This is a genomic window from Nereida sp. (assembly GCF_965655635.1).
In the GTDB taxonomy this organism is placed as follows: Bacteria; Pseudomonadota; Alphaproteobacteria; order Rhodobacterales; family Rhodobacteraceae; genus Nereida.
This window is the reverse complement of sequence record NZ_CBFHHE010000014.1, coordinates 22124-45146: the sequence shown is the minus strand read 5'-3', so window position 1 is coordinate 45146 and position 23023 is coordinate 22124. Positions and strand designations below refer to the sequence as shown.

The window sequence follows — 23023 nt, the reverse complement described above, 5'->3', positions numbered from 1 at the left end:
GAGACTACCTTTCAATGGGGCCAGAGGGCCGCCGCAATGACCCACGCATTGGCCTTGATCGGCACGCGCTGATCATGTCAGGCTCGGCGATTTTGCAGGCCTTGTTGCGCTCGTGGCCAACGGACCGGTTGTCTGTTGCGGACCGTGGTTTGCGCGAAGGGCTGCTTTATGCACAGATGTCTCAAGATGGCGTTCTGGAGGACGTGACTTATGGTTAAAAAACCCGGTGAAAACACGTCAGGACGCGGACAGCGGGACCTGAAAGTAAAAGTCAAATCAGCACGCGGGCGGCGGATGTCGTCGACGCTTTGGCTGCAACGCCAACTCAACGATCCTTACGTGAAGCGCGCCCAGGCGGATGGATATCGTGGACGCGCGGCATATAAAATACTGGAACTTGATGATAAGTTCCGGTTTTTGGTACCGGGGGCGCGTGTCGTTGATCTGGGCTGTGCGCCCGGTGGGTGGTGTCAGGTCGCGACCAAACGGGTTAACGCCATGGGGGATCGCGCTGGCAAACGCAAAGGCACAATCCTTGGGATTGATTTGCAACAAGTCGAGCCGATCGCGGGCTGCGAATTGCACGTACTGGATTTTCTCGAAGACGGTGCCGATGACAAAGTCAAAGGCTGGCTTGGTGGGCAGGCAGACGTTGTGATGTCCGATATGGCGGCGTCCAGTTCTGGTCACAAACAGACGGACCACTTGCGTATCATGGCGCTGTGCGAAGCCGCAGCCTATTTTGCGTTCGATGTGCTTGATGAGGGGGGCACATTTGTCGCCAAAGTGCTTGCCGGTGGTGCGGAGGGTGATCTGCAGAAATTGTTGAAGCAGCAATTCACGAAGGTCCACAATGTGAAACCGCCTGCCTCCCGTTCTGATAGTTCAGAGAAATTTGTTGTGGCAACGGGCTTCAGGGGCAGTGCGCATTAGGCTCGGACTTGCGGGCGTCGGCACAGTTTGTTAGCGCTCTCATTTAATGGGTAGGAGTGGTAACTTGGCGGACGATACACTTTACGATTTGTTCATTATTGGCGGCGGCGTGAACGGGTGCGGTATTGCGCGTGATGCCCAAGGGCGCGGGCTTAACGTGGCGCTTGCGGAGATGAATGACCTTGGATGGGCCACGTCGTCCTCTTCGACTAAATTGTTCCATGGCGGGCTGCGGTATTTAGAGTTCTTCGAATTCCGCTTGGTAAAAGAAGCACTGATCGAGCGTGAAATCTTGCTAAGTGCGATGCCGCATATCTCGTGGCCCATGCGTTTTGTGCTGCCGTTTCATCGTGACATGCGGTTTGAAGGCAATACCCCCACGTCAAAGCTGCTCAGTTTTGTGATGCCATGGATGAAAGGGAGAAGACCCTCTTGGCTGATCCGCGTCGGTCTATTTCTTTATGATAACATGGGTGGACGAAAACTTTTGCCTGCTACAAAAACTGTTGATCTTAAGACCGATCCTGTGGGTGCGCCCCTTGATGACCGCTTTGCCAAAGCGTTTGAGTACAGTGATTGCTGGATTGAGGACAGTCGTCTCGTGATCCTGAATGCCCGTGATGCCCAAGCACGCGGCGCCAACATTATGCCGCGCACCAAAGTCGTTTCTGCGGATCGTTTTGACGATCATTGGAAAGTAACCGTTGAGGGTGGACAGGTGTATCACGCCAAATGCCTTGTGAACGCTGGCGGTCCTTGGGTTGAGGACATCATCCGCGGGACAATTCGGCAAAACACGACCGAGGGTGTGCGCCTTGTCCGTGGCTCGCATATTGTCACTAAGCGGCTGTTTGACCACGATAAGTGCTACTTTTTCCAAGGCGAAGACGGCCGCATTATCTTTGCCATCCCTTATGAAACTTACTTCACTTTGATCGGCACAACAGATGCAGATCACGATAGTGCGGACACTCGTCCGCAGATCAGCGATGAAGAACGCGAGTATCTGATCAATTTCGTGAACGGTTACATTAAGCAAGACATCACCAAAGAAGACGTCGTGTGGACATATGCCGGCGTTCGGCCGCTTTATGATGATGGCGCAACAAGTGCCACGGCCGCGACCCGTGATTATGTCCTCAGTCTTGACGAAACGGCTGCCCCTGTTTTGAATATTTTTGGTGGGAAAATTACGACCTACCGGAAACTGGCCAAACACGCTTTGGCCAAGCTGACAGATATTTTCCCTAAGATGAGTGGCGATTGGACCGCAGGTGTGCCGATGCCTGGGGGGGACTTCCCTGTACACGGCGTGCAAAATTTGGTGACGGATTTGCAGACTGCGTATCCGTTTTTGGATGATCGTTGGGCGCTGCGAATGATCCGCGCCTACGGAACCGAAGCGCGCGATGTTTTGGGTGATGCCAAAACGATTGATGATCTAGGCACTGATTTTGGGGCAACGTTGACAGAGGCTGAATTGCGCTGGATGCGAGACGCTGAGTTTGCAACATGTGCTGAGGATGCCGTGTGGCGGCGCACAAAGCTGGGTCTGCGATTAAGTGCTGAACAAGTGTCCGCAATTGATACGTGGTTCACTGATAACCAGCTGTAACTAATTTGTTTTTATGGGGCGGGCAGGTGTCTCATTAGCGTCGAAAAGACGGATAAACGGGAGAGCGTAGCATGCTACATATCATGGCAATTGATCAGGGTACCACATCAAGTCGTGCCATCTTGTTTGACGAAAATATGCAGCGCCAAGCCACAGCTCAAGAAGAATTCCCTCAGCATTTCCCTCACTCTGGCTGGGTTGAACATGACCCCATGGACCTGTGGTCCAGTACTGCTGCGGTTTGCCGTTCGGTCATGGAAAAGGCCGATATATTTGCGGATAATATCGTGGCGATTGGAATTACAAATCAGCGCGAAACAACAGTAGTGTGGGATAAAGAGACAGGCCAGCCGCTTGGAAACGCAATTGTTTGGCAGGACCGTCGGACATCTGCGCTTTGTCAGGCTCTGAAGGCCGATGGGCATGAAGCACTCATTACTGAGCGGACGGGATTGCTGCTTGATCCCTATTTTAGCGCTACGAAACTGAAATGGATATTGGACGAAAATGAGGGTGCGCGTGAGGCGGCCAAAAACGGTAAGTTGCTGTTTGGCACTGTTGACAGCTTTATCATCTGGAAGCTCACAGGCGGTGCGTCCCATGTAACAGACGCCACAAATGCTGCTCGCACCATGCTTTACGATATTCGTAACGGACAGTGGGATGCGGACATTTGTTCGCTGCTTGATATCCCCATGGAAATGCTGCCCATCGTTCAGGATAGTGCGGGGCATTTCGGAGACACGCGTGCCGATCTGTTTGGAAAACCCCTTCCAATTCTGGGGGTTGCCGGCGATCAACAAGCGGCCACAATCGGACAAGCCTGTTTTAAACCCGGTATGCTTAAGTCGACGTATGGCACTGGCTGTTTTGCTCTTTTGAACACAGGCGAGACACTTGTCCGCAGTGAAAACCGACTTCTGAGTACGATCGCATATCAGCTTAACGGAACGCCGACATACGCCCTGGAAGGGTCTATATTTATTGCTGGTGCCGTTGTTCAGTGGATGCGTGACGGTGCCAAAATGATACGTGAGGCAAGTGAAACCCAAGCTTTGGCGGAGGCTGCTGATGAAACGCAGCCGCTATATCTTGTGCCTGCGTTCACGGGACTTGGGGCGCCGTATTGGGATGCGGATTGTCGTGGCGCGATTTTCGGTTTGACCCGTGGTTCGGGACCGGCTGAATTTGCGCGTGCTGCCCTTGAAAGTGTGGGCTATCAGACGCGCGATCTGCTCGAGGCCATGACTGCAGATTGGACCGGTGGTGCAGATGCGGCAGTATTGCGGGTTGATGGCGGGATGAGTGCCTCGGACTGGACCATGCAGTTTTTGGCGGACATCATTGGGGCGCAAGTTGACCGGCCCGAGGTTTTGGAAACCACTGCACTTGGTGCGGCTTGGCTGGCGGGAATGCAGGCTGGTATTTACCCCAACCAAGCGGGATTTGCTGAAAATTGGGCGCTTGACCGTCGGTTTGAGCCAAAAATGACTAAAAATGATAGATCGCAAAAATATGCGGGATGGAAAGACGCCGTTCGCCGGACATTGAGCTAAGTCGTTTATACTTGGCCTGCTAGTTGTTGAACACTACTGTACGCCAATGATCAGAGCCTTTTGCATAGCAGTATGTGTTTTCATGAGCGTTGCGACATCGCTGCGAGCTGAACAGATTACAGTATTTGCCGCATCAAGCCTCAAGCCCGTTTTTGATAAACTCGTCCCGCTATATGAGGCCGAAACGGGCGGACGTGTCTCTGTCTCGTTTGCTGGGACGGCCACGAACGTTCGGCAAATTCAGCAGGGGGCACAGGCCGATGTTTTTGTGTCCGCCAATATTGCTTGGGCCGATGCGCTTCAAAGCGACGAAAGCCTCGTCGTGCAGGCAAGAGCAGTAATCGCAAAGAACCGTTTGGTTTTGGTAAGCGCGACGCAGCTTGGTTCATTAGCGTTGGACGACGGGCAGCAGTGGAACGCGGCGCTTGGGGGTGGTCGATTAGCGATAGGGTTAACCCAAGCAGTGCCCGCCGGAATCTATGCGCGGCAAGCGCTTGAACGGCTTAATGTGTGGGCTGCAACTCAAGATAAGCTCGTTGAAGCATCTAGTGTTCAGGGCGTGCTAAATTTCGTCAGACGGGGCGAAGTGCCTCTTGGGATCGTTTACTTAACGGATGCATTAAGTATCACCGAGGGTGTTTATCAAGTCGCTTTATTTGATAAAAATTTGCACGATTCTATTGAGTATCCAGCCTTGGCTTTGACACAAGCTGGTAGTGGGTTTGTGGAATTTCTTCAGCGGCCCGCCACGCAGAAAATTCTGTTAGAGATGGGATTTGAATCGCCATGATGGCCGAGGTCTCGCCGCAGGTTTGGCAAGCCGTTTGGCTGTCTTTAAAAGTAGCGACCGTTGCGACCGTTTGTGCGTTGCCGGTGGCCGTTCTTGTGGCATATCTACTGACGCGTGTCGTCTTTTGGGGCAGGGGCTTGTTGACTGTTGTTGTCTACCTTCCGCTTGTGTTGCCGCCGGTTGTGACAGGCTATGCGCTACTTTTGATGTTTGGCTCAAACGGTTACGTCGGTTCACTCCTCGCTGACTTGGGCGTTGTTTTCGCCTTTCGCTGGACCGGGGCAGTGCTGGCCGCGGCGATCATGGGGTTTCCCCTTATGGTCCGGGCAATCCAGCAAGCGCTTGACGCATCTGACAAAGGCCTAGAGCCGGCGGCAGCAAGCCTTGGGGCTTCAAAAATGATATGTTTTCTTACAATTACATTACCGCTGATCGCACCTGGCATATTGGCGGGGGCGATACTTGGGTTTGCCAAGGCACTTGGTGAATTTGGTGCCACAATAACATTTGTTGCAAGCATTCCAGGTCAAACTCAAACCATCCCATCGGCAATCTACAACTTCTTACAAGTCCCGAATGGTGAGCCTGTGGTCATGTGGTTGGTAGGGATTTCAGTTCTATTATCTGTCGTCGCACTCGCGGCCAGTGAGCTGCTAGGACGCTGGATGAGAAAGCGTGGCGTGTGATGTTTGATCTGCGGTTGAGACATCAATTCAACGCGGCCAGTCTTGATGTGCATGTCCGCTCGGATGCCCGCGTTCTGGCACTTTTTGGTCCGTCTGGCGCTGGTAAAACATCGCTGATTAAAGCGCTTGAGGGGAGCTTTGCACCACAGTCCGCTGTCTTGAAAGTGGCAGGTGAAACACTACTCGATACAACCCAGTCAATTTGTGTTCCAACGCACCGCAGACGGCTTGGGGTAATCTACCAAGACGCGCGTTTGTTTCCCCATATGACCGTCACTGGAAATCTTCGCTATGCTGAACAGTTTGGTCGCGCAAAAAAACTTAACAGCGCGTTTGAAGAGGTGATTGATCTATTGGGGCTTGAACGCGTCTTGCCACAACGCCCCGCAACTTTATCCGGTGGTGAGGCGCAGCGCGTTGCCATTGGCAGGGCAATCTTGTCCCAGCCTCGCGCACTACTTTTGGACGAACCACTTGCCGCAATTGATCAAGCAAGGAGGGAAGAAATTATTCCGTACCTGCTGCGCCTTAAACGCGAGCTTTCTTTGCCGATGATCCTGATAAGTCACGATTTAAATGATGTTGCCCGACTTGCTGATGATGTTGCCTTGATTGATGGAGGCCGCGTAGCGGAGCAGGGACCACTGGCTGATGTCTTAGCCAATCCTGAATTGTCACAGTTCTTTGGCCCGTCTCAAACCGGTGCTGTTATCAATGGTCACGTCGTTGCGCATCATCCGGATGGCATCACGGAGATTGCTACTTCCGCAGGGTCCGCGATGTTGACCCAAATTGAGACTGAAATCGGCGCAGATGTGCGTGTAAGAGTTCTTGCAAAAGACGTAATGATTTCGCGGGAGAAACCTATTGGGCTGAGCGCGCTTAACATTTGGCATGCATCAATCGTCAGTATTACGCCCGCAGGCGCGCGCGGCGTCGTGGTTGACCTAAAATGTGGCAGTGATCACGTTCTAGCTTTTGTGACAAACCGGTCGTTGCAAGCTCTCGCACTTGACGCGGGCGCGACGTGTTGGCTGGTCGTGAAGTCTCTGTCTTTGACTGACCCGCAAATTTCGTAGCAGCCGCGTTTGTAGACTTATAGTTCCTCAAATTTTATTTATTTAAGGCCTTGGGCGCCGCATTTGATGGCGCCCCTTTAAGCCTTTTTTCACGTCTGAAGTTCAACGCTTGCACAAAGGTCCCTGTATCTTGGGGCCATATATTTGAGCAAAAAAGGGTTTCCGCATGGGCTTGAAAAAGATCAATATCTCAAATTGGCTGCCAAATTCCATGGTGCTGCTGGCCGCCGTTTCACTTACGATTACTTCGTTTTTTTCATATAACGACACACGCGAGGTCTTGCAAAATATCGCCCGCTTGAAAAAAACGTGCGCATAATGTCGGTATCAGGCTCAAGAAGACCAGAGCGCTCATTATCAAGCACACTTTCATAACAATGTGCAAAATTGACCAAATCATTGAGCCCGAATGCACCCGCACCCCCTTTGATCGAGTGAACGGCGCGGAAAACCACGTTGATGGTCTCTGCGGAACGCTCGGGGCTGTCCATTGTTTCAAGGCCGTCTTGGAGCGCTTCGAGCAGCTCATCACATTCAATAAAGAATGAGGCCTTAATTTCAGCAAGCGGGTCAAGTTGGTCAGTCATCTGCTTTTACCCCGCAACCATTTTGAGTGCGCGCACGAGTTTGTCTGGATCGAACTGCTTCACAATCCAGCCCGATGCACCGGCACTTCGGGCGCGCGCCTTAAGGTCTGCACCGCTTTCGGTTGTCAGAACCAAAATTGGCGTGCCTTTGAAAGCTTCGCGGGCGCGGACCGCTTCGATGAAACCAAAACCATCGAGGCGTGGCATGTTGATATCTGAGATAATTGCGTCTGGCGGGTCCATTGCCTCAAGGGTTTCAACCCCGTGCACACCGTCTTCGGCCAGCGTTGTTGTCATACCTGCAGCATTCAAAGTGCGCGCGATCATGTCGCGCATGGTTTTGCTGTCATCGACGGCCAAAATAGAAAGACTCATAGTGCGCCTCCTTGCGGGCTAATCTGTGCAAAGGGTGCCCCTAGAAACGCTGTTTGGGCGGCGAATGCATCGCTGCTTGCTGTGATTGAAAAAGTATCAGGGTGAGACTGATGTGCGGCCATCAAGGCCTGGAGGCGCAGTGTTTCCACGCTTTCCACGGCGCTTGCATCAATTACGATATTCGGGGCGGCGGTCGTGAGGCCCTGCAAAACACCTTCATAAGCCGCTAAATCCAACTTGGCAGGTAACGTCAGAGTGGCGGACGGGGCCTGGGAGCCATCAAGGGCGCCCAAATCTGTTCCAGTATTCACGCAATCACTCCTGTTTTGTGCCGTGTTAAGGCTGAGGAGTAGCGGGTGCTCTGTTAAGAAAAGATTTCCGGCGTCGCTTTGATTTCTAAAATTTAGCGCGAATTTTTGAGGAATTGCGCGCAGCCGATCATGGCTGCGTTATCATCTTCTACGATCTGTACGGAGAAATCATCCATAAACGTAGCAAAGCGCCCTTTATCACGGAAGTTTTCGCTAAAACCCATACGCTCAAAATACGGCTTCATGGCGCGTGCCACGCCGCCTACGAAATAAACGCCACCATAGGGCAGGTGGATCAAAGTGAGATCGCCCGCCACCGCGCCCAATATCCGAATGAAACTTTCCACAGTCTTTAGTGCAATTGCATCACCGTTCTCTGCGTCATTCATTAGATCGGCCGCTGTTTTCTCAATGCTGCCTGAGCGCCACGTGTAAACACGTTCAAGGCCGCGACCGGAGAGAACATCTTCCACGGCCGCAAATCCATGTGCGCTTTTTACGTGGTTTGAAAGATCAAGATCCTGAGCGTCGCGTACAGGCAAACCGATATGACCACTTTCTGCGGCTGCCACATGCACACCGTTGCGCAGAGTAATAACGCTCGCGCAATTAAATCCCGTACCTACATTCAGTACCAGTTTCGTACTTCCGTTTGGCGCCGTTGGGGCATCAATGACAGGGGCTAACGCCTCAGGTTCCAATCCTGCCAACCCGTACCCTTGGGCCTGTAGATCGTTGATAATGTGCGCTTCTTTTGCGTTCGTCTGATCAATCAAATCTTGCGGGCGGATGATCCACGACAGATTTGTCAGCGTGCCGCTGCCGTTCTTAATGGGGCCTGCCAACGCTACGCAAATGCCGTCAATGTCGTGATCTTTATGGGCACACAAGTACTCGGTTAAAATGCCAGCAAGTCCATCGCGGCCCGCATTCAAAAAGCGCGCGTTCGTAGACACGTCCAAAACACCGTCACGGGCCAAGCCACAGCGGGTGTTTGTACCACCAATATCCACAACCAGATCGATGCCAGACTTCGATTTTGTCATCCCAAAAGGCCTCTTTAAACATGCTTGGCATTCCGTACCTTCGTCGGGCGTGTTGGGCAAGCAGTTGAAAGCCCTCCTGTAACGCAATTTTCTCTGGCCAAATCTGTGCATCTGTGGGAAAGGGCATTGTCAAACGAAGCATTCCAAGCTGCACCTTAGGGGGATCAATTATGGAAATTCGCGAGGCACTCACCTTTGATGATGTTCTGTTGGCCCCTGCGGCCTCTGATGTGTTGCCGTCCACGGCCGACACGTCGACTTTTGTAACGAAATCGATTTCGCTCAATATTCCGCTGCTCAGCTCTGCGATGGACACCGTCACGGAAGGCCGTATGGCCATTGCGATGGCGCAGGCGGGCGGCATGGGCGTAATTCACCGTAACTTAACCATCGAAGAGCAAGCCCGGGATGTGCGCCGAGTAAAGCGCTTTGAAAGTGGTATTGTGTATAACCCGATCACCCTGACTTCGGACCAAACCCTCGCGGATGCAAAGGCGTTGATGGAGCGTTACCGCGTCACTGGCTTTCCTGTAACGGACGGTGATGACCGTGTTGTTGGTATCGTCACAAACCGCGATATGCGTTTTGCAAAGGATGATAACACGCCAGTCTCTGTAATGATGACGTCAGATAATTTGGCGATGCTGCAAGAGCCAGCCGATTTGGAAGAAGCGCGCAGCCTGATGCGCTCGCGGCGGATTGAAAAGCTGTTGGTCGTTGATGGTGCTGGCAAGCTGACGGGTCTTTTGACCCTGAAAGATAGCGAGCAGGCTGTTATTAACCCCCAAGCTACCAAAGATGAGTTGGGCCGTTTGCGTGTTGCTGCCGCTTCAACGGTAGGTGACGCAGGTTTTGAGCGGACCGAGGCGTTGATTGACGCGGGCGTTGATATGGTCGTGATTGATACGGCCCACGGTCACTCAAGCGGCGTGGCCGAAGCTGTGCGCCGCGCCAAGGCAATCGCAGGGCATGTGCAGATTGTCGCGGGTAACGTGGCGACTGGTGCAGCAACGCGCGCATTGATCGATGCAGGCGCGGATGCTGTGAAAGTTGGTATTGGTCCTGGTTCTATCTGTACCACCCGCATGGTCGCCGGCGTTGGGGTCCCGCAACTGACAGCGATCATGGATTGTGTGGCTGCAGCAGGTGACATCCCGATCATCGCAGACGGTGGTATCAAGTTTTCAGGTGATTTTGCCAAAGCAATTGCCGCTGGCGCGTCCTGTGCGATGGTCGGCAGCATGATCGCGGGGACAGACGAAAGTCCTGGCGAGGTCATTTTGTATCAAGGCCGTTCGTTCAAGTCCTACCGCGGTATGGGCAGTCTTGGCGCCATGGCGCGCGGCTCAGCCGACAGGTATTTCCAAAAGGACGCGGCCAGTGACAAACTGGTCCCAGAAGGGATCGAGGGACAGGTTCCCTACAAAGGGTCTGCGGGCGCAGTTGTGCACCAATTGGTTGGTGGTCTGCGGGCTGCAATGGGTTACACGGGGTCCGCAACAGTCGCGCAGATGCGTTCTGGGTGTGAGTTTGTGAAGATCACCGGCGCAGGGCTTAAAGAGAGCCACGTGCATGATGTTCAGATCACACGTGAAAGCCCGAACTACAGAGTTTCTTGATATAACAATGCTGTATGGGGTGATGCTCATATAATACATGAGGATCAACCAATGACCCCTGCAGCACGCTACGCCGCCGCAATTGATGTCTTAGATCAAATTTTGGATGGACAGCCCGCGGAAGCGGCACTTTTGAAGTGGGCACGCGGCAACCGTTACGCAGGTTCTAAAGATCGTGCGGCAGTTCGCGACCATGTGTTCGATTGCTTGCGTTCCAAAGCATCTTTTGCAGCTAAGGGCGGTGATCAGACGGGGCGTGCGATCGTTGCGGGATATTTATTGGCGCAAAATGCTGATTTAGATGAAGTCTTTTCTGGTCAGGGTTATGCGGCTGCGCCCCTTGATGATACAGAACTGGCACGTCTTGCCCCCGATGCGGATGTAGTTGATCTGCCTGAATGGCTATTGCCCAAGTTGCGCGAGGTTGCAGGGCGTGATTTTCAAAAGCTCACTGAGCAGTTTCGACAGCGGGCAGATGTCTTTCTACGTGTGAACACCCAGAAAAACGACATTAAGAGTGCCGGGCAGTCCCTTGATAAAGAATCTATTTCCACTTCGCAGGTCACAGGGGCTGCAACCGCGCTGCGGGTCAAATCTGGGGCGCGACAGGTTGCCCGAAGTGCGCCGTTTTTGTCTGGGGAAGTTGAACTACAAGATGCGTCCAGCCAAAAAGCATGCCTGATGCTTGGGGCTGCGGATGATGAGACGCTGTTGGACTATTGTGCGGGGGGTGGCGGCAAATCACTCGCACTGGCTGCTATGGGCTACACAGTGACCGCCCATGATGCTGACCCGAAGCGCATGAAAGATATCGGCCCACGTGCAGAGCGGGCAGGTGTCACAATCCCTCAAGTTACCGAAATTACCCAGCAATTTGATACTGTTGTCGTTGATGCGCCGTGTTCAGGCAGCGGGACGTGGCGTCGTACACCTGATGCGAAATGGCGCTTTGCTGAGCAGGACCTGGCGGATCTGGTCGAACTTCAGCGCGACATTATCCGACAGGCCCAAGGCCACGCACTAAAGCAGTTTGTTTACATGACTTGTTCGTTGCTGCGTGATGAAAACGAAGATCAAGTTTCGTTTGTTGAGGCGTCGCTGCCAAAGTGGACATGTGTGCGCCAAGAACGTTTTGCGATGGATCAGGACGGCGACGGCTTCTTTTGTGCGATTTTTGAGCAACCCTAGAGTGGTTAGCATGTCGGGTGTTTAGGGCTTCGTTAATCAACTTTTCTGTAACGAATGCACTTTAAGGTCGTGCTAATCATAAAATAACCCGCATTAAGTGTTTATTGTCCAGTAACGTGCATATGTGCGTTGGTTAGATGGGGAGCACTTGGATGCGATTTGCACGAGCGACACACAGGCTTTTGCGCGATGCGGGGCTTCAACTTGGGCTTTTGGTGCTTGGGGTTGGGCTAATCGGTCTGTTTGCGCTTGCGGAGATTCGTCTAGACGAGACCGTAATGGGCGTTGGCGTCCTGCTGAGCTGTGCCGCGTTGATGTGATCGGTTCTTGGTTCACGGCGCGGTGCGCATTCTGAACGCTTAGAGTTATTACGTGAAGTCTGTGAAGCTGATCCGGTCAGAACGTTTATTGTCGATCCAGAAGGCGAAGTTCTGTTTCGTAACGCAATGGCGCGCACTGATCCAACGGCCACGGCTGATGCGATTGGTAAAGATCTGACGATGGCAGCTGTCATCCGTCCCTTGTTTGCTAACCCAGCGGGTGTGGTGAACCGCCTTCATACGCAAACAACCAAACAGGGCACCGGTCAAGAGGATCTGATTACCCGACAGGGGCAAATGCGACTTAGCGTTCTGCACGTTGAGGGCTGTGGTTTTGTGTGGCGGCTTGAGCAAATGCGTCCAACTGGCGGTGTCGGTCAGGATGACAGCATCGCACTTCCCATGATGACTGTGTCCAAAACCGATACGGTTTTGTTTATGAATGACGCCTGTCGCAAATTTCTAGGCGGACGCCCGAAACGGCTGGGCGATATCATTCGCGATATGCCGCTGGCCTCTGACCGAATTCACCGTGTCGCTACAGAACAGGGGCACGCCAGCGTTCGGGTGTGTGACGTGGCGGGACCTGATGGGCGTCGCGAAATTTTCTTTTTCCCAGTGACCACTGTCCAGCCAACTAATCTAAGCGGCCCCGAACCCCTCGCGGTTCTAAACAGTTTGCCGATGGCAGTTGTGACAATCGGGTCTGACGGCATTGTGCAAAGTGCGAACGCAGCCGCCTGTTTGGCGCTGAAGGAAGATGAGGTGACAGGCAAGCCAATCGCGGCCCTTGTGGGCGGGCTTGGCCGCGATGTGAGCCATTGGGTGGCCCAAGCTGCTGCTGGTCACAAATTGAGCAAACCTGAAGTATTGCGCGTGTTAAATACGGATCAGGATAGATACCTTGAGATTACGCTGTGCCAGCTGGACGGGATGAACAGCAATTCTGTTGTGGCTCATATCAATGACGCGACCGAGCTTAAGACCCTCCAGGCGCAATTCGTACAAAGCCAAAAATGCAGGCGATTGGCCAACTTGCAGGCGGCGTTGCGCATGATTTCAACAACTTGCTCACGGCCATTTCTGGGCATTGCGATCTTTTGCTGTTGCGCCACGATCAAGATGATGAGGAATATCCCGGCCTCCTTCAAATTCACCAAAACGCCAACCGCGCGGCCTCGCTCGTGCGTCAATTGCTGGCGTTCTCACGTAAACAGAACCTTAAAATGGAAGTGGTTGACCTGCGCACCACGCTTTCCGAGCTGACCCATCTGTTGGACCGGCTTGTAGGCGAAAAAGTGCATCTTGAACTGACCCACGATCCCTCGCTCGGACCTGTCCCTGCGGACAAGCGCCAACTTGAGCAGGTCTTAATGAACTTGGTCGTTAACGCCTGGGATGCCATGGCCGATGGTGGTAAAATCACCATTGATACCGAGGCTTACACGGTCACAGAAGTGCTGGAACGTGATAGTGCTGCTGTGCCAATCGGTGATTATGCCAAAGTCACCGTTTGTGACGAAGGCATCGGTATTCCGCCTGAGCAGTTAAGCAAAATCTTTGAGCCGTTCTTCACGACCAAGAAAACTGGCGAGGGGACAGGGCTTGGCTTGTCGACGGCCTACGGCATCGTCAAGCAAACGTGTGGCTTCATTTTTGCGGAAAGTGTTGTGGGGCACGGGGCGTCGTTCACGTTTTTGTTCCCGATGTTTGATGGCGCCACGGTTGCTACACCGCTGCCGCCGGCCGCAAAGCTTGTCGAACAAGTCGTTCAAGACACAGGCGTGATCATGCTTGTAGAGGACGAAGCCCCCGTTCGCGCCTTTGCGTCTCGGGCGCTAAAAATGAAAGGTTTCACCGTGATTGAGGCGGACTGCGCCGAGATGGCGCTCGAAAAGCTTGAGACCATGGATACCAAGATCGATATGTTCCTCACGGACGTTGTGATGCCTGGCCTTGATGGGCCAACGTGGGTCCGCCAAGCGCCTAAGGGCCGTCCGGATACGCGCGTTGTATTTGTGTTGGGCTACGCTGAAGACGCTTTCAAAGAGGGCGAGCAAGCGATTCCCAATGCGGTGTTCTTGCCTAAGCCGTTTTCGCTGTCTGAATTAACCATTACCGTCAAAGCACAACTACACGACGAGCCGGCGTAAATACGCTGATCTTCATGTTTTTATGGGTGCTCAAGCTGCGTTTACCCAACCGCGCTATGAGAAAACTACGATTTATGTTGAAATGTTCTCTTTTTGATCTCATAACGAGAACAGCAGAACAAGGCGTGAACATGTGAGTGATTGCTCAGGGTGTTGCGCTGTGAAATAAGGGAAGAAATTCATGGCACAGGCAGATCTACTCACGATGGACAAAAAAGCTTCTGATAAACAAAAAGCGCTCGATAGCGCGCTGTCGCAGATTGAACGCCAATTCGGCAAAGGCTCGATCATGAAATTGGGTGGTGAGAATGCCATCCAGCAGATTGAGGCGACTTCAACTGGTTCACTCGGCCTTGACATTGCTTTGGGTATTGGTGGTTTGCCAAAAGGCCGTATCGTTGAAATCTACGGTCCCGAAAGTTCTGGTAAGACCACGCTGACGCTTCACTGTGTTGCTGAGGAACAGAAAAAGGGCGGCGTTTGTGCGTTTGTTGACGCGGAACACGCACTTGACCCGCTGTATGCCAAAAAGCTGGGTGTTAACCTTGATGAGTTGCTGATTTCACAACCCGACACAGGCGAGCAAGCACTCGAAATTACTGATACACTTGTTCGTTCTGGCGCCGTTAACCTTGTTGTTGTCGACTCTGTTGCGGCACTGACCCCAAAGTCCGAGCTTGAGGGCGATATGGGTGACAGCAGCGTGGGTGTGCACGCCCGCTTGATGTCCCAAGCGATGCGTAAGTTGACTGGTTCGATTGCGCGCAGCAATTGTATGGTGATCTTTATTAACCAGATCCGTATGAAGATCGGCGTGATGTTTGGTAGCCCAGAAACCACTACCGGTGGTAACGCTCTCAAATTCTACAGTTCTGTTCGCCTCGATATCCGCCGCATTGGTGCTATCAAAGACCGCGATGAAATTGTGGGTAATCAGACCCGTGTTAAGGTTGTGAAAAACAAAGTCGCGCCGCCGTTCAAACAAGTTGAGTTTGACATCATGTATGGTGAAGGAATCTCAAAAATGGGCGAACTGCTCGATTTGGGTGTGAAAGCAGGTGTTGTCGAGAAATCTGGTGCGTGGTTCAGCTACGGCGATGAACGCATGGGGCAGGGTCGTGAGAATTCCAAAAACTTCTTGCGTGAAAACCCAAAAGTTGCTTGGGAAATCGAAGATAAAATCCGCGCAGCGCACGGGTTGGATTTCGAGATGCCAAAAGAAGAACAAATCAAAGATGACGGCGATGATGTCCTAGACGAATAATATGCAATGTACGTTAGTCTGTTGTATTGATCATTTAGAAGGGGCCGGTACGTAAGCACTGGCCCTTTTTCCTTTATGAGAGTGGTTTAGGTGCTGGTGCAATGGCCATGGACACCTTGGGCCTGCAGGGATAAATCAGAGTGAATTGACTTGCCACCGATAACCCCAAGGGCCTCCTGATGCGTACGCTGAATGACATTCGTTCGACCTTTCTGACCTACTTTGAAAAGCAAGGGCACGCGGTTGTGGACAGCAGCCCCCTTGTGCCGCGCAACGATCCGACGTTGTTGTTTGCTAACTCTGGGATGGTGCAGTTCAAGAATTTATTCACCGGTGTGGAAACCCGTGATTATCAACGTGCGACTACAGCGCAAAAATGTGTACGCGCAGGCGGTAAGCATAACGACCTTGATAACGTGGGCTACACCGCACGCCACCATACGTTTTTTGAGATGCTCGGCAATTTCAGTTTTGGCGATTACTTCAAAGCAGACGCGATCAAATTTGCTTGGGAGTTGATCACAAAAGAGCTCGGGATTGATAAGAACCGCCTCTATGTCACCGTCTACCACACTGATGATGAGGCCGCAGATATCTGGAAACGTGTGGCTGGCCTGCCTGATGAACGGATCATTCGCATCGCGACAGATGATAACTTTTGGATGATGGGGCCGACTGGTCCATGCGGTCCGTGTTCTGAGATTTTTTACGATCACGGCGATCACATCTGGGGCGGACCTCCCGGCTCTCCTGAGGAAGATGGTGATCGGTTCGTTGAAATCTGGAACCTTGTTTTCATGCAATATGAGCAGCGCGAAGACGGCACCCGCGTTGATCTGCCGAACCAGTCAATTGATACTGGCATGGGGATCGAACGCGTTGCGGCGTTGTTGCAAGGCACAAATGATAACTATGGCACCGACCTTATGCGCAACCTCATTGAGGCTAGCGCAAATGCGACGTCGTCGGATCCTGATGGTCCGGGAAAAACCCACCACCGCGTGATCGCTGATCACCTGCGTTCAACGGCCTTTTTGATTGCGGACGGTGTGACGCCGTCAAAAGATGGTCGCGGGTATGTTTTGCGACGGATCATGCGCCGCGCGATGCGTCACGCCCATCTTTTGGGTGCGGCTGACCCGCTGATGCACCGTTTGGTGCCGGCACTTGTTGGCCAAATGGGAGCGGCCTATCCTGAATTGGGCCAAGCACAGGCTTTGATAGAGGAAACTTTGCGTGCTGAAGAAACGCGTTTCCGCCAAACGCTTGATCGCGGGTTGAAGCTGCTTGATGAGGAGTTGATCTCGCTGCCAGATGGTGCCGATTTGCCTGGTGCCACGGCATTCAAGTTGTACGATACGTTCGGTTTCCCGCTTGATCTGACCCAAGATGCGCTTCGCGAAAAAGACCGTGGCGTAGATACAGATGGCTTTGATGCCGCTATGGCCGAGCAAAAAGCCAAAGCGCGCGCGGCGTGGTCTGGTACCGGCGAGGCCGCTGATGCGCAAGTTTGGTTCGATATCGCGGATGCCCATGGTGCTACTGACTTCTTGGGCTACGACACCGAAAATGCAGAAGGTCAGATCATTGCGATCATCAAAGATGGTGCTCAGGTCCAGACGGCAAAAGCCGGTGAGGAGGTTCAGATCCTACTGAACCAGACCCCGTTTTATGCGGAAAGCGGTGGTCAGGTTGGCGACACGGGCCAGATCAGTTTTGATGGCAACTCAGCCACGGTGACTGACACGCAAAAGCAGGCGGATGTATTCATTCATTTCTGTAGCATCCAATCAGGTGAGTTAAGTGTTGGTGCCGGTTTGGAACTTGTTGTTGATCCAACGCGGCGCGGACAGATCCGTGCGAACCACTCTGCGACACACTTGTTGCACGAAGCTCTGCGCGGCACTTTGGGTGAACATGTGGCGCAGCGCGGCTCATTGAACGCACCAGATAGGTTGCGTTTTGACTTCAGCCATAACGCAGCGATCAGTCTTGAAGATCTGCAGCGAGTTGAAGCGGAAGTGAACAGCTACATTCGACAGAATACAGCCGTTGAGACACGTGTGATGACCCCTGATGATGCGCGTGACATGGGTGCACAGGCACTTTTCGGTGAGAAGTACGGTGATGAAGTTCGCGTTGTGTCAATGGGCCGTGCGGACACCGGCAAAGGTGCTGACGGTAAGACCTATTCGCTTGAACTATGCGGTGGCACGCATGTGCGTAAGACGGGTGATATCGGGTTGTTTGTTGCGCTTGGTGATAGCGCGTCGAGTGCGGGTGTGCGCCGTATTGAGGCGCTGACCGGTGCTGCCGCCTTTGAATACCTAAGCGCGCAAGATCAGCGATTGGCGCAAGTAGCGACATCACTGAAGGCGCAGCCTGCGGATGTTGCTGAGCGGGTAAAGTCGCTGATGGACGAACGAAAAGCGCTTCAAAACGAAGTGGCACAACTGCGTCGCGAGCTGGCCATGAGCGGCGGTGCTGCAGCAGCACCAGCAGTCGAAGAGGTAAACGGCACCGCGTTTCAGGCGCAAGTTTTGCAAGGCGTAACGGGCAAAGACCTGCCTGGCATTATTGACGAAATGAAGTCGCAGATGGGCTCAGGCGCTGTGTTGTTAATTGCGGATGCGGGCGGAAAAGTTGCCGTCGCTGCCGGTGTGACGGACGATAAAACGGGCACTGTATCTGCGGTCGATTTGGTAAAGGCGGCTGTCGCCGAAATGGGTGGAAAAGGTGGCGGTGGCCGTCCGGACATGGCGCAAGGCGGGGCAAAAGACATTAGCGGTGCTGATGCCGCGATGACAGCAGCACGAAAGGTTCTTGAACGATGAGCGCACTTTGGATCAGTCACGTTACTGTCACCGATGACGTGGAATACGCGAAATATGCCAAGCTTGCGACCCAAGCGATCGCCGAGCACGGCGGAGTATTTTTGGCCCGCGGCGGCACGTATGTTCAAAAAGAAGGTGTAGAGCGGCCACGCAATGTCGTGGTCCGGTTTGACAGCCTGGAGATTGCCGAAAAATGCTATAATTCAGCCACTTATCAGCAGGCATTGGTCCATGCGCGGCTGGCGAGTGAGCGTGAACTGGTGATTGTTGAAGAAATCTAAACGCTTAGAAAGTTAAGACAACAACGTAAAACGGCGGCCCATTGGTTGGGCCGCCGTTTCTATTTCGGGCATAGTCTAAGGATAGATTACGCTGAACGTGACGCGCGTTTACGCTCATGCGGGTCAAGGTGGCGCTTGCGCAGGCGCACGACGTTTGGTGTCACCTCAACCAACTCATCATCGTCGATATAGGCAATTGCTTCTTCAAGGGACAAACGGATTGGAGTGGTCAAACGAACTGCTTCATCTGTGCCGGAGGCGCGGACGTTTGTCAGTTTTTTGCCCTTAAGCGGGTTCACCTCAAGATCATTTTCACGGCTATGCTCGCCAATGATCATGCCTTGGTATACGTCCTCTTGGCTTCCGATGAAGAAACGACCACGGTCTTCAAGGTTGAAGATCGCGTAAGCAACAGACACACCGTTTTCCATTGAAATCAGAACGCCAGCACGGCGGCCAGGGATGGACCCTTTGTGGGGGGCCCATCCGTGGAAAACGCGGTTCAAAACGCCTGTCCCGCGTGTGTCGGTCAGAAATTCACCGTGATAACCAATCAGGCCCCGTGACGGGATGGTCGCAATAATGCGGGTCTTGCCGCCTTGTTGCTTCATCTCGGTCATCTCGCCTTTACGCGCACCAGTGATTTTCTCAATAACTGCGCCGGAATATTCGTCATCCACGTCGATCGTGACTTCTTCAATTGGCTCAAGACGCTGGCCGTCTTCTTCGCGGAACAGAACCTGTGGGCGCGAGATTGAAAGCTCGAAACCTTCGCGGCGCATGTTCTCAATCAGAACACCCATCTGCAATTCACCGCGGCCCGCAACCTCAAAGGCGTCACCACCGGCGGTGTCAGTGACACGGATCGCTACGTTGGTTTCAGCTTCTTTCATCAGGCGTTCACGAATAACACGTGATTGGACTTTTTTGCCGTCACGACCTGCAAGAGGGCTGTCGTTGATGCCGAAAGTGACTGTGATAGTGGGCGGGTCAATCGGTTGCGCGGGGATCGCGTCCTCAACAGACAGATCACAGATGGTATCAGCCACGGTCGCTTTGGTCATACCCGCAAGGCTTACGATATCACCGGCCTCTGCTACATCGATCGGAGATTGGGCAAGACCACGGAACGCCAGAATTTTGGTGACGCGGAACTGCTCAACTTTAGTACCATCGCGAGACAACGCTTTTACGGTTTCACCAGTACGCAACGTGCCGGCCTCAACGCGGCCGGTCAAAATGCGGCCAATGAACGGATCGGCACCAAGAGTGGTCGCCAGCATGCGGAAAGGTTCTTCACGCTTTTGGATCTGCTTGGGGGCAGGGACGTGATCAACGACAAGCTTAAACAGCGCATTAAGGTTCTCACGGTCGCCCTCAAGGCTGTCGTCACACCACCCGTTACGGCCAGAGGCGTACAGCGATGGGAAATCAAGTTGCTCGTCCGTTGCGTCAAGCGAGGCGAAAAGATCAAAGACCTCGTCAAGTGCGCGGTCAGGTTCCGCATCAGGCTTATCAACTTTGTTCAGAACCACAATTGGCTTGAGCCCAAGCGCCAGTGCTTTCGAGGTTACAAATTTTGTCTGAGGCATCGGACCCTCTGCGGCGTCCACAAGCAGCACAACACCGTCAACCATCGACAAGATCCGCTCAACCTCGGCGCCGAAGTCGGCGTGACCGGGGGTGTCAACGATGTTGATGCGCAAACCGTTCCATTCAACAGATGTCGCTTTGGCGAGAATCGTAATGCCGCGCTCACGCTCCAGATCGTTGCTATCCATGGCGCGTTCGGCCACTGCTTGGTTCTCGCGAAAAGCACCGGACTGTTTGAGAAGTTCGTCAACAAGGGTCGTTTTGCCGTGGTCAACGTGGGCGATGATCGCAATATTGCGCATATCCATTGGGTTTTTGCCTATATAGAGGGACGTGTTGTGTGCGCCTTATAGTGGCTTTTGCAAAAAGGCCAGAGACAAGGTGCGAGAAGCCGTTGACGCCGCCGAAGACCGGCGCTAAACCGCGCCTACTGTGTTACGCCGGTGTGGCGGAATGGTAGACGCAGGGGATTCAAAATCCCCCGATGGTGACATCGTGTCGGTTCGAGTCCGACCACCGGTACCACAGTAAATTGAATGCCTACTCCGAGCGATTTCGGCGGGTATTCAGTAGTTTCTCAGAGAATGCGATTCTGCGTCGTGGCGCTTAAACGGTATTTGTTCTTTGATTTGATAACGCAATCACGCAGAAATATTCAAACTAGGTTAATGATAATCGCCATGTTTGATGCCCAGATGATTGTTTCTGCATTATGGTTAACATCTGAGCGCTGTTTATGGCAGCTGCGAACTGTAACGCACCGTATTTCAAAGTTCTTCATGATTAATGATGAACCGTGGTTCGGTTCGTGTATTGAAACAATCCATCAGTAACCTCGGTCTGATTTGTGCCCAACGCCGCTACTGATGGCACTTGGGTCGCGAGGGTTTTTCATCTAAAGTTATTTTTCTCTTTGGTGACTTTATGCTGTTGGCGTATGCAGACCGCGGACCAGTCTTAGTGACCCCATTCGTTAGTAAGTGAATGATCCGGTGCAAAGCACCTTCCCGACATTGCAAGAACGGTACCGCTACGGCGCAAAGCTGCGCGCGGTAATATTCGGCGTCTTTGCCAATGCGGACTTCGTATTCAACGGGCAGCCGCCCGAAATTGATGCCCCTGAAATCTATCAGGGTGCTGTCAATATTGGAGTAGACTAATGAGCGACTACACTCTTGATTGGGCCTCTGTTTCGGGCATCGACGGCGAAATAACTACGCTGAGCAACGGCAGTTCAGATGTGGCCGTCGTTATTGATACGCCTTCGAACGGGACTCGCGCCATAACCGAAGTTGCCGAGTTCAACGGTGTTCAGGCCCTCACATCAATGCAGGCAGATCAGCCAAATATTGCATCGCTAAGTTTTTCAGCGCCCATCACTGCTGTGATGTTCAACTTGCACGACATCGACCGCAGCGATGCGTACGGGTGGGGCGACACAGTTACAATTATCGCCCAGGATGTCGATGGAAACGAGCTTCCAGTAACGTTCAGCAATGTCACTGACGCGCAATCCGTTGACGGCAATTCGATCACGGGCGTGGCCGAGCAATTTTCAGCGCCGCCTGTTGGTGTGACCATATCTGGTGCAGTGAAAACGTTGCAGATCATCCACGTAAAGCCTGAAGCGGATCTACCAGACAGCGGTACCATTTGGTATCTCTGAAATTGGGTTCAACTTGGTGGTTAACGAAGATCCCGATGGCTATGTGGATGGAACTTCTGATGATGATCTGATTGATCACAGGTTTGAAGATATCGATGGCGATGAGATCGATCACTCGGACGCTTTGCTGCCGTGTGCGCAGCCAAATGATGATGTCGTCCTGGCGGGGGCGGGTAATGATACGGTTTATGCTGCTGACGGCTCTGATGATGTGTTTGGCGGTGAGGGTAGCGACTTTTTAAGGGGCGGTGCTGGTAAGGATTACGTCGCTGGCGGGGCAGGTGATGATGCCCTCTACGGGGATGACGGCGCTGACAGTCTGGTTGGTGGCACGGGCGACGATGCACTGGACGGGGGACTTGGCCATGACGTTCTTTCTGGTGGCCTTGGCAACGATAGCCTGATCGGCGATGGCGGTTTTGATATTCTTACAGGTGGCTTTGGCAACGATGATTTGCAGGGCAACGATGGCGATGACACACTTATTGGTGGCGCAGGTGCGGATAGGCTTCGCGGCGGTGACGGTAATGATACGCTGGTTGGTGGCAGAACGGACATAAGCCAAGTAATTGATTTCAATGGGCCTGAAACAGGCGAGATACTAACGACCCAATCTGCGCATCAAGGGTTTATGGTCAGCGGCGGCAATCCGAAAACCCCCGTAATGGTGTTTGATAGTGCGCAGCCAACAGGCGGTGATGCCGACCTTGCCAGTGATACATTAGGCAAAGTTCTGATCCTATCTGAGGACCGTAACAAGAACGATCCTAACGATAACGCGGGCGGCGGCAGTTTCATTTTCGATTTTGATGGCCCGAGCACGGTACATTCGCTGACACTTTTGGATGCCGAAAGCGGCGCGACTGTTTCGCTTTTTGACGATCAGGGCGTGTTACTCAGCGTCAAGACAACATCGACGGACGATGGCGAGGCGGTTATCCTCAACATTAATCAATCCGGTGCGGCGCAAATGGTTGTGAACCTTCATGGGTCTGGGGCAATTGATAACCTGTCCCTTACGATCGACAGTGTGAAGGTGATCTTGGCGATACGCTAATCGGCGGGGTTGGGGATGATGTTCTCATGGGCGGTGCCGGCGCCGACACGATTGATGGCGGCGATGACCG

The 23023-nt window shown here is 53.0% G+C and carries 21 protein-coding genes, 1 tRNA gene and 3 pseudogenes; 20 read left to right on the top strand and 5 right to left on the bottom strand.

The window, feature by feature from the left end:
- The 7 genes and pseudogenes from ACTF5M_RS06530 to modC form a co-directional block, all read left to right on the top strand.
- Positions 1 to 218: pseudogene (locus tag ACTF5M_RS06530) on the top strand (Ppx/GppA family phosphatase); the annotation flags it as partial.
- A complete protein-coding gene (locus ACTF5M_RS06525; RefSeq protein ID WP_438960246.1) occupies positions 211 to 933 on the top strand; it encodes an RlmE family RNA methyltransferase in 723 nt (240 codons plus the stop codon). The pseudogene ACTF5M_RS06530 and the gene ACTF5M_RS06525, both read left to right, overlap by 8 nt.
- Before the next feature lie 46 nt (positions 934 to 979).
- Entirely contained in the window at positions 980 to 2548 is a 1569-nt protein-coding gene (gene glpD, locus ACTF5M_RS06520) for a glycerol-3-phosphate dehydrogenase (RefSeq protein WP_438960245.1), read from the top strand.
- Between the two features lie 71 nt (positions 2549 to 2619).
- The gene (gene glpK / locus ACTF5M_RS06515) at positions 2620 to 4104 is read left to right on the top strand and encodes a glycerol kinase GlpK (RefSeq protein ID WP_438960244.1); all 1485 of its coding nucleotides are present in this window, start codon (positions 2620 to 2622) and stop codon (positions 4102 to 4104) included.
- 82 nt (positions 4105 to 4186) lie between these two features.
- The gene (modA, locus tag ACTF5M_RS06510) at positions 4187 to 4894 is read left to right on the top strand and encodes a molybdate ABC transporter substrate-binding protein (protein ID WP_438960243.1); all 708 of its coding nucleotides are present in this window, start codon (positions 4187 to 4189) and stop codon (positions 4892 to 4894) included.
- Positions 4894 to 5580, top strand: a complete 687-nt coding sequence (gene modB, locus ACTF5M_RS06505; RefSeq protein WP_438960249.1) for a molybdate ABC transporter permease subunit — start codon at positions 4894 to 4896, stop codon at positions 5578 to 5580. Before modA ends, modB begins: the two co-directional genes overlap by 1 nt.
- The gene (gene modC / locus ACTF5M_RS06500) at positions 5580 to 6659 is read left to right on the top strand and encodes a molybdenum ABC transporter ATP-binding protein (RefSeq protein ID WP_438960242.1); all 1080 of its coding nucleotides are present in this window, start codon (positions 5580 to 5582) and stop codon (positions 6657 to 6659) included. The genes modB and modC overlap by 1 nt, the downstream gene beginning before the upstream one ends.
- 242 nt (positions 6660 to 6901) lie before the next feature.
- Here modC and ACTF5M_RS06495 read toward each other — a convergent pair whose 3' ends face one another.
- The 4 genes from ACTF5M_RS06495 to ACTF5M_RS06480 all read right to left on the bottom strand — a co-directional run bounded on the left by ACTF5M_RS06495 (position 6902) and on the right by ACTF5M_RS06480 (position 8978).
- The gene (locus ACTF5M_RS06495) at positions 6902 to 7246 is read right to left on the bottom strand and encodes an Hpt domain-containing protein (RefSeq protein ID WP_438960241.1); all 345 of its coding nucleotides are present in this window, start codon (positions 7244 to 7246) and stop codon (positions 6902 to 6904) included.
- 6 nt (positions 7247 to 7252) lie between these two features.
- Positions 7253 to 7621 carry a response regulator gene (locus ACTF5M_RS06490; protein WP_438960240.1) on the bottom strand — a complete coding sequence of 123 codons (369 nt, stop codon included), beginning with the start codon at positions 7619 to 7621 and terminating at the stop codon, positions 7253 to 7255.
- On the bottom strand, positions 7618 to 7932 hold the full coding sequence (locus tag ACTF5M_RS06485) for a hypothetical protein (protein ID WP_438960239.1): 315 nt from the start codon (positions 7930 to 7932) through the stop codon (positions 7618 to 7620). Before ACTF5M_RS06485 ends, ACTF5M_RS06490 begins: the two co-directional genes overlap by 4 nt.
- Before the next feature lie 92 nt (positions 7933 to 8024).
- Positions 8025 to 8978: an ROK family protein gene (locus tag ACTF5M_RS06480; protein WP_438960238.1), complete on the bottom strand. Its 954-nt coding sequence runs from the start codon at positions 8976 to 8978 to the stop codon at positions 8025 to 8027.
- A 170-nt stretch (positions 8979 to 9148) separates the two neighbouring features.
- On the opposite strand from ACTF5M_RS06480, the gene guaB reads away from it, so the two are divergent.
- The 9 genes and pseudogenes from guaB (at position 9149) to ACTF5M_RS06435 (ending at position 18637) form a co-directional block, all read left to right on the top strand.
- Positions 9149 to 10597, top strand: a complete 1449-nt coding sequence (gene guaB, locus ACTF5M_RS06475; protein WP_438960237.1) for an IMP dehydrogenase — start codon at positions 9149 to 9151, stop codon at positions 10595 to 10597.
- A gap of 51 nt (positions 10598 to 10648) precedes the next feature.
- On the top strand, positions 10649 to 11785 hold the full coding sequence (locus ACTF5M_RS06470) for an RsmB/NOP family class I SAM-dependent RNA methyltransferase (protein WP_438960236.1): 1137 nt from the start codon (positions 10649 to 10651) through the stop codon (positions 11783 to 11785).
- A gap of 152 nt (positions 11786 to 11937) precedes the next feature.
- On the top strand, positions 11938 to 12105 hold the full coding sequence (locus tag ACTF5M_RS06465) for a hypothetical protein (RefSeq protein ID WP_438960235.1): 168 nt from the start codon (positions 11938 to 11940) through the stop codon (positions 12103 to 12105).
- A gap of 126 nt (positions 12106 to 12231) precedes the next feature.
- Positions 12232 to 13026, top strand: a pseudogene (locus ACTF5M_RS06460) (PAS domain-containing protein); the annotation flags it as partial.
- A gap of 95 nt (positions 13027 to 13121) precedes the next feature.
- Positions 13122 to 13265 (top strand): annotated as a pseudogene (locus tag ACTF5M_RS06455) (histidine kinase dimerization/phospho-acceptor domain-containing protein); the annotation flags it as partial.
- A 66-nt stretch (positions 13266 to 13331) separates the two neighbouring features.
- Entirely contained in the window at positions 13332 to 14258 is a 927-nt protein-coding gene (locus ACTF5M_RS06450; protein WP_438960248.1) for an ATP-binding protein, read from the top strand.
- A gap of 181 nt (positions 14259 to 14439) precedes the next feature.
- Positions 14440 to 15522 carry a recombinase RecA gene (gene recA / locus ACTF5M_RS06445; protein WP_438960234.1) on the top strand — a complete coding sequence of 361 codons (1083 nt, stop codon included), beginning with the start codon at positions 14440 to 14442 and terminating at the stop codon, positions 15520 to 15522.
- Between the two features lie 179 nt (positions 15523 to 15701).
- Entirely contained in the window at positions 15702 to 18356 is a 2655-nt protein-coding gene (gene alaS / locus ACTF5M_RS06440; RefSeq protein ID WP_438960233.1) for an alanine--tRNA ligase, read from the top strand.
- Entirely contained in the window at positions 18353 to 18637 is a 285-nt protein-coding gene (locus ACTF5M_RS06435) for a DUF1330 domain-containing protein (RefSeq protein ID WP_438960232.1), read from the top strand. The genes alaS and ACTF5M_RS06435 overlap by 4 nt, the downstream gene beginning before the upstream one ends.
- Before the next feature lie 86 nt (positions 18638 to 18723).
- Here the strand turns inward: ACTF5M_RS06435 and typA are convergent, their stop codons facing one another.
- Positions 18724 to 20538, bottom strand: a complete 1815-nt coding sequence (typA, locus tag ACTF5M_RS06430; RefSeq protein ID WP_438960231.1) for a translational GTPase TypA — start codon at positions 20536 to 20538, stop codon at positions 18724 to 18726.
- 131 nt (positions 20539 to 20669) lie between these two features.
- On the opposite strand from typA, the gene ACTF5M_RS06425 reads away from it, so the two are divergent.
- The 4 genes from ACTF5M_RS06425 to ACTF5M_RS06410 all read left to right on the top strand — a co-directional run bounded on the left by ACTF5M_RS06425 (position 20670) and on the right by ACTF5M_RS06410 (position 22953).
- Positions 20670 to 20755: transfer RNA gene (locus ACTF5M_RS06425), tRNA-Leu, on the top strand.
- A 455-nt stretch (positions 20756 to 21210) separates the two neighbouring features.
- The gene (locus ACTF5M_RS06420) at positions 21211 to 21390 is read left to right on the top strand and encodes a hypothetical protein (protein WP_438960230.1); all 180 of its coding nucleotides are present in this window, start codon (positions 21211 to 21213) and stop codon (positions 21388 to 21390) included.
- Complete coding sequence (locus ACTF5M_RS06415) at positions 21390 to 21896, top strand: hypothetical protein (protein ID WP_438960229.1); 507 nt, start codon at positions 21390 to 21392, stop codon at positions 21894 to 21896. The genes ACTF5M_RS06420 and ACTF5M_RS06415 overlap by 1 nt, the downstream gene beginning before the upstream one ends.
- Positions 21897 to 21912: 16 nt before the next feature.
- Positions 21913 to 22953 (top strand): calcium-binding protein, encoded by a 1041-nt coding sequence (locus ACTF5M_RS06410; protein WP_438960228.1) that lies wholly within the window; start codon positions 21913 to 21915, stop codon positions 22951 to 22953.
- The last annotated feature ends 70 nt before the right edge of the window (positions 22954 to 23023 follow it).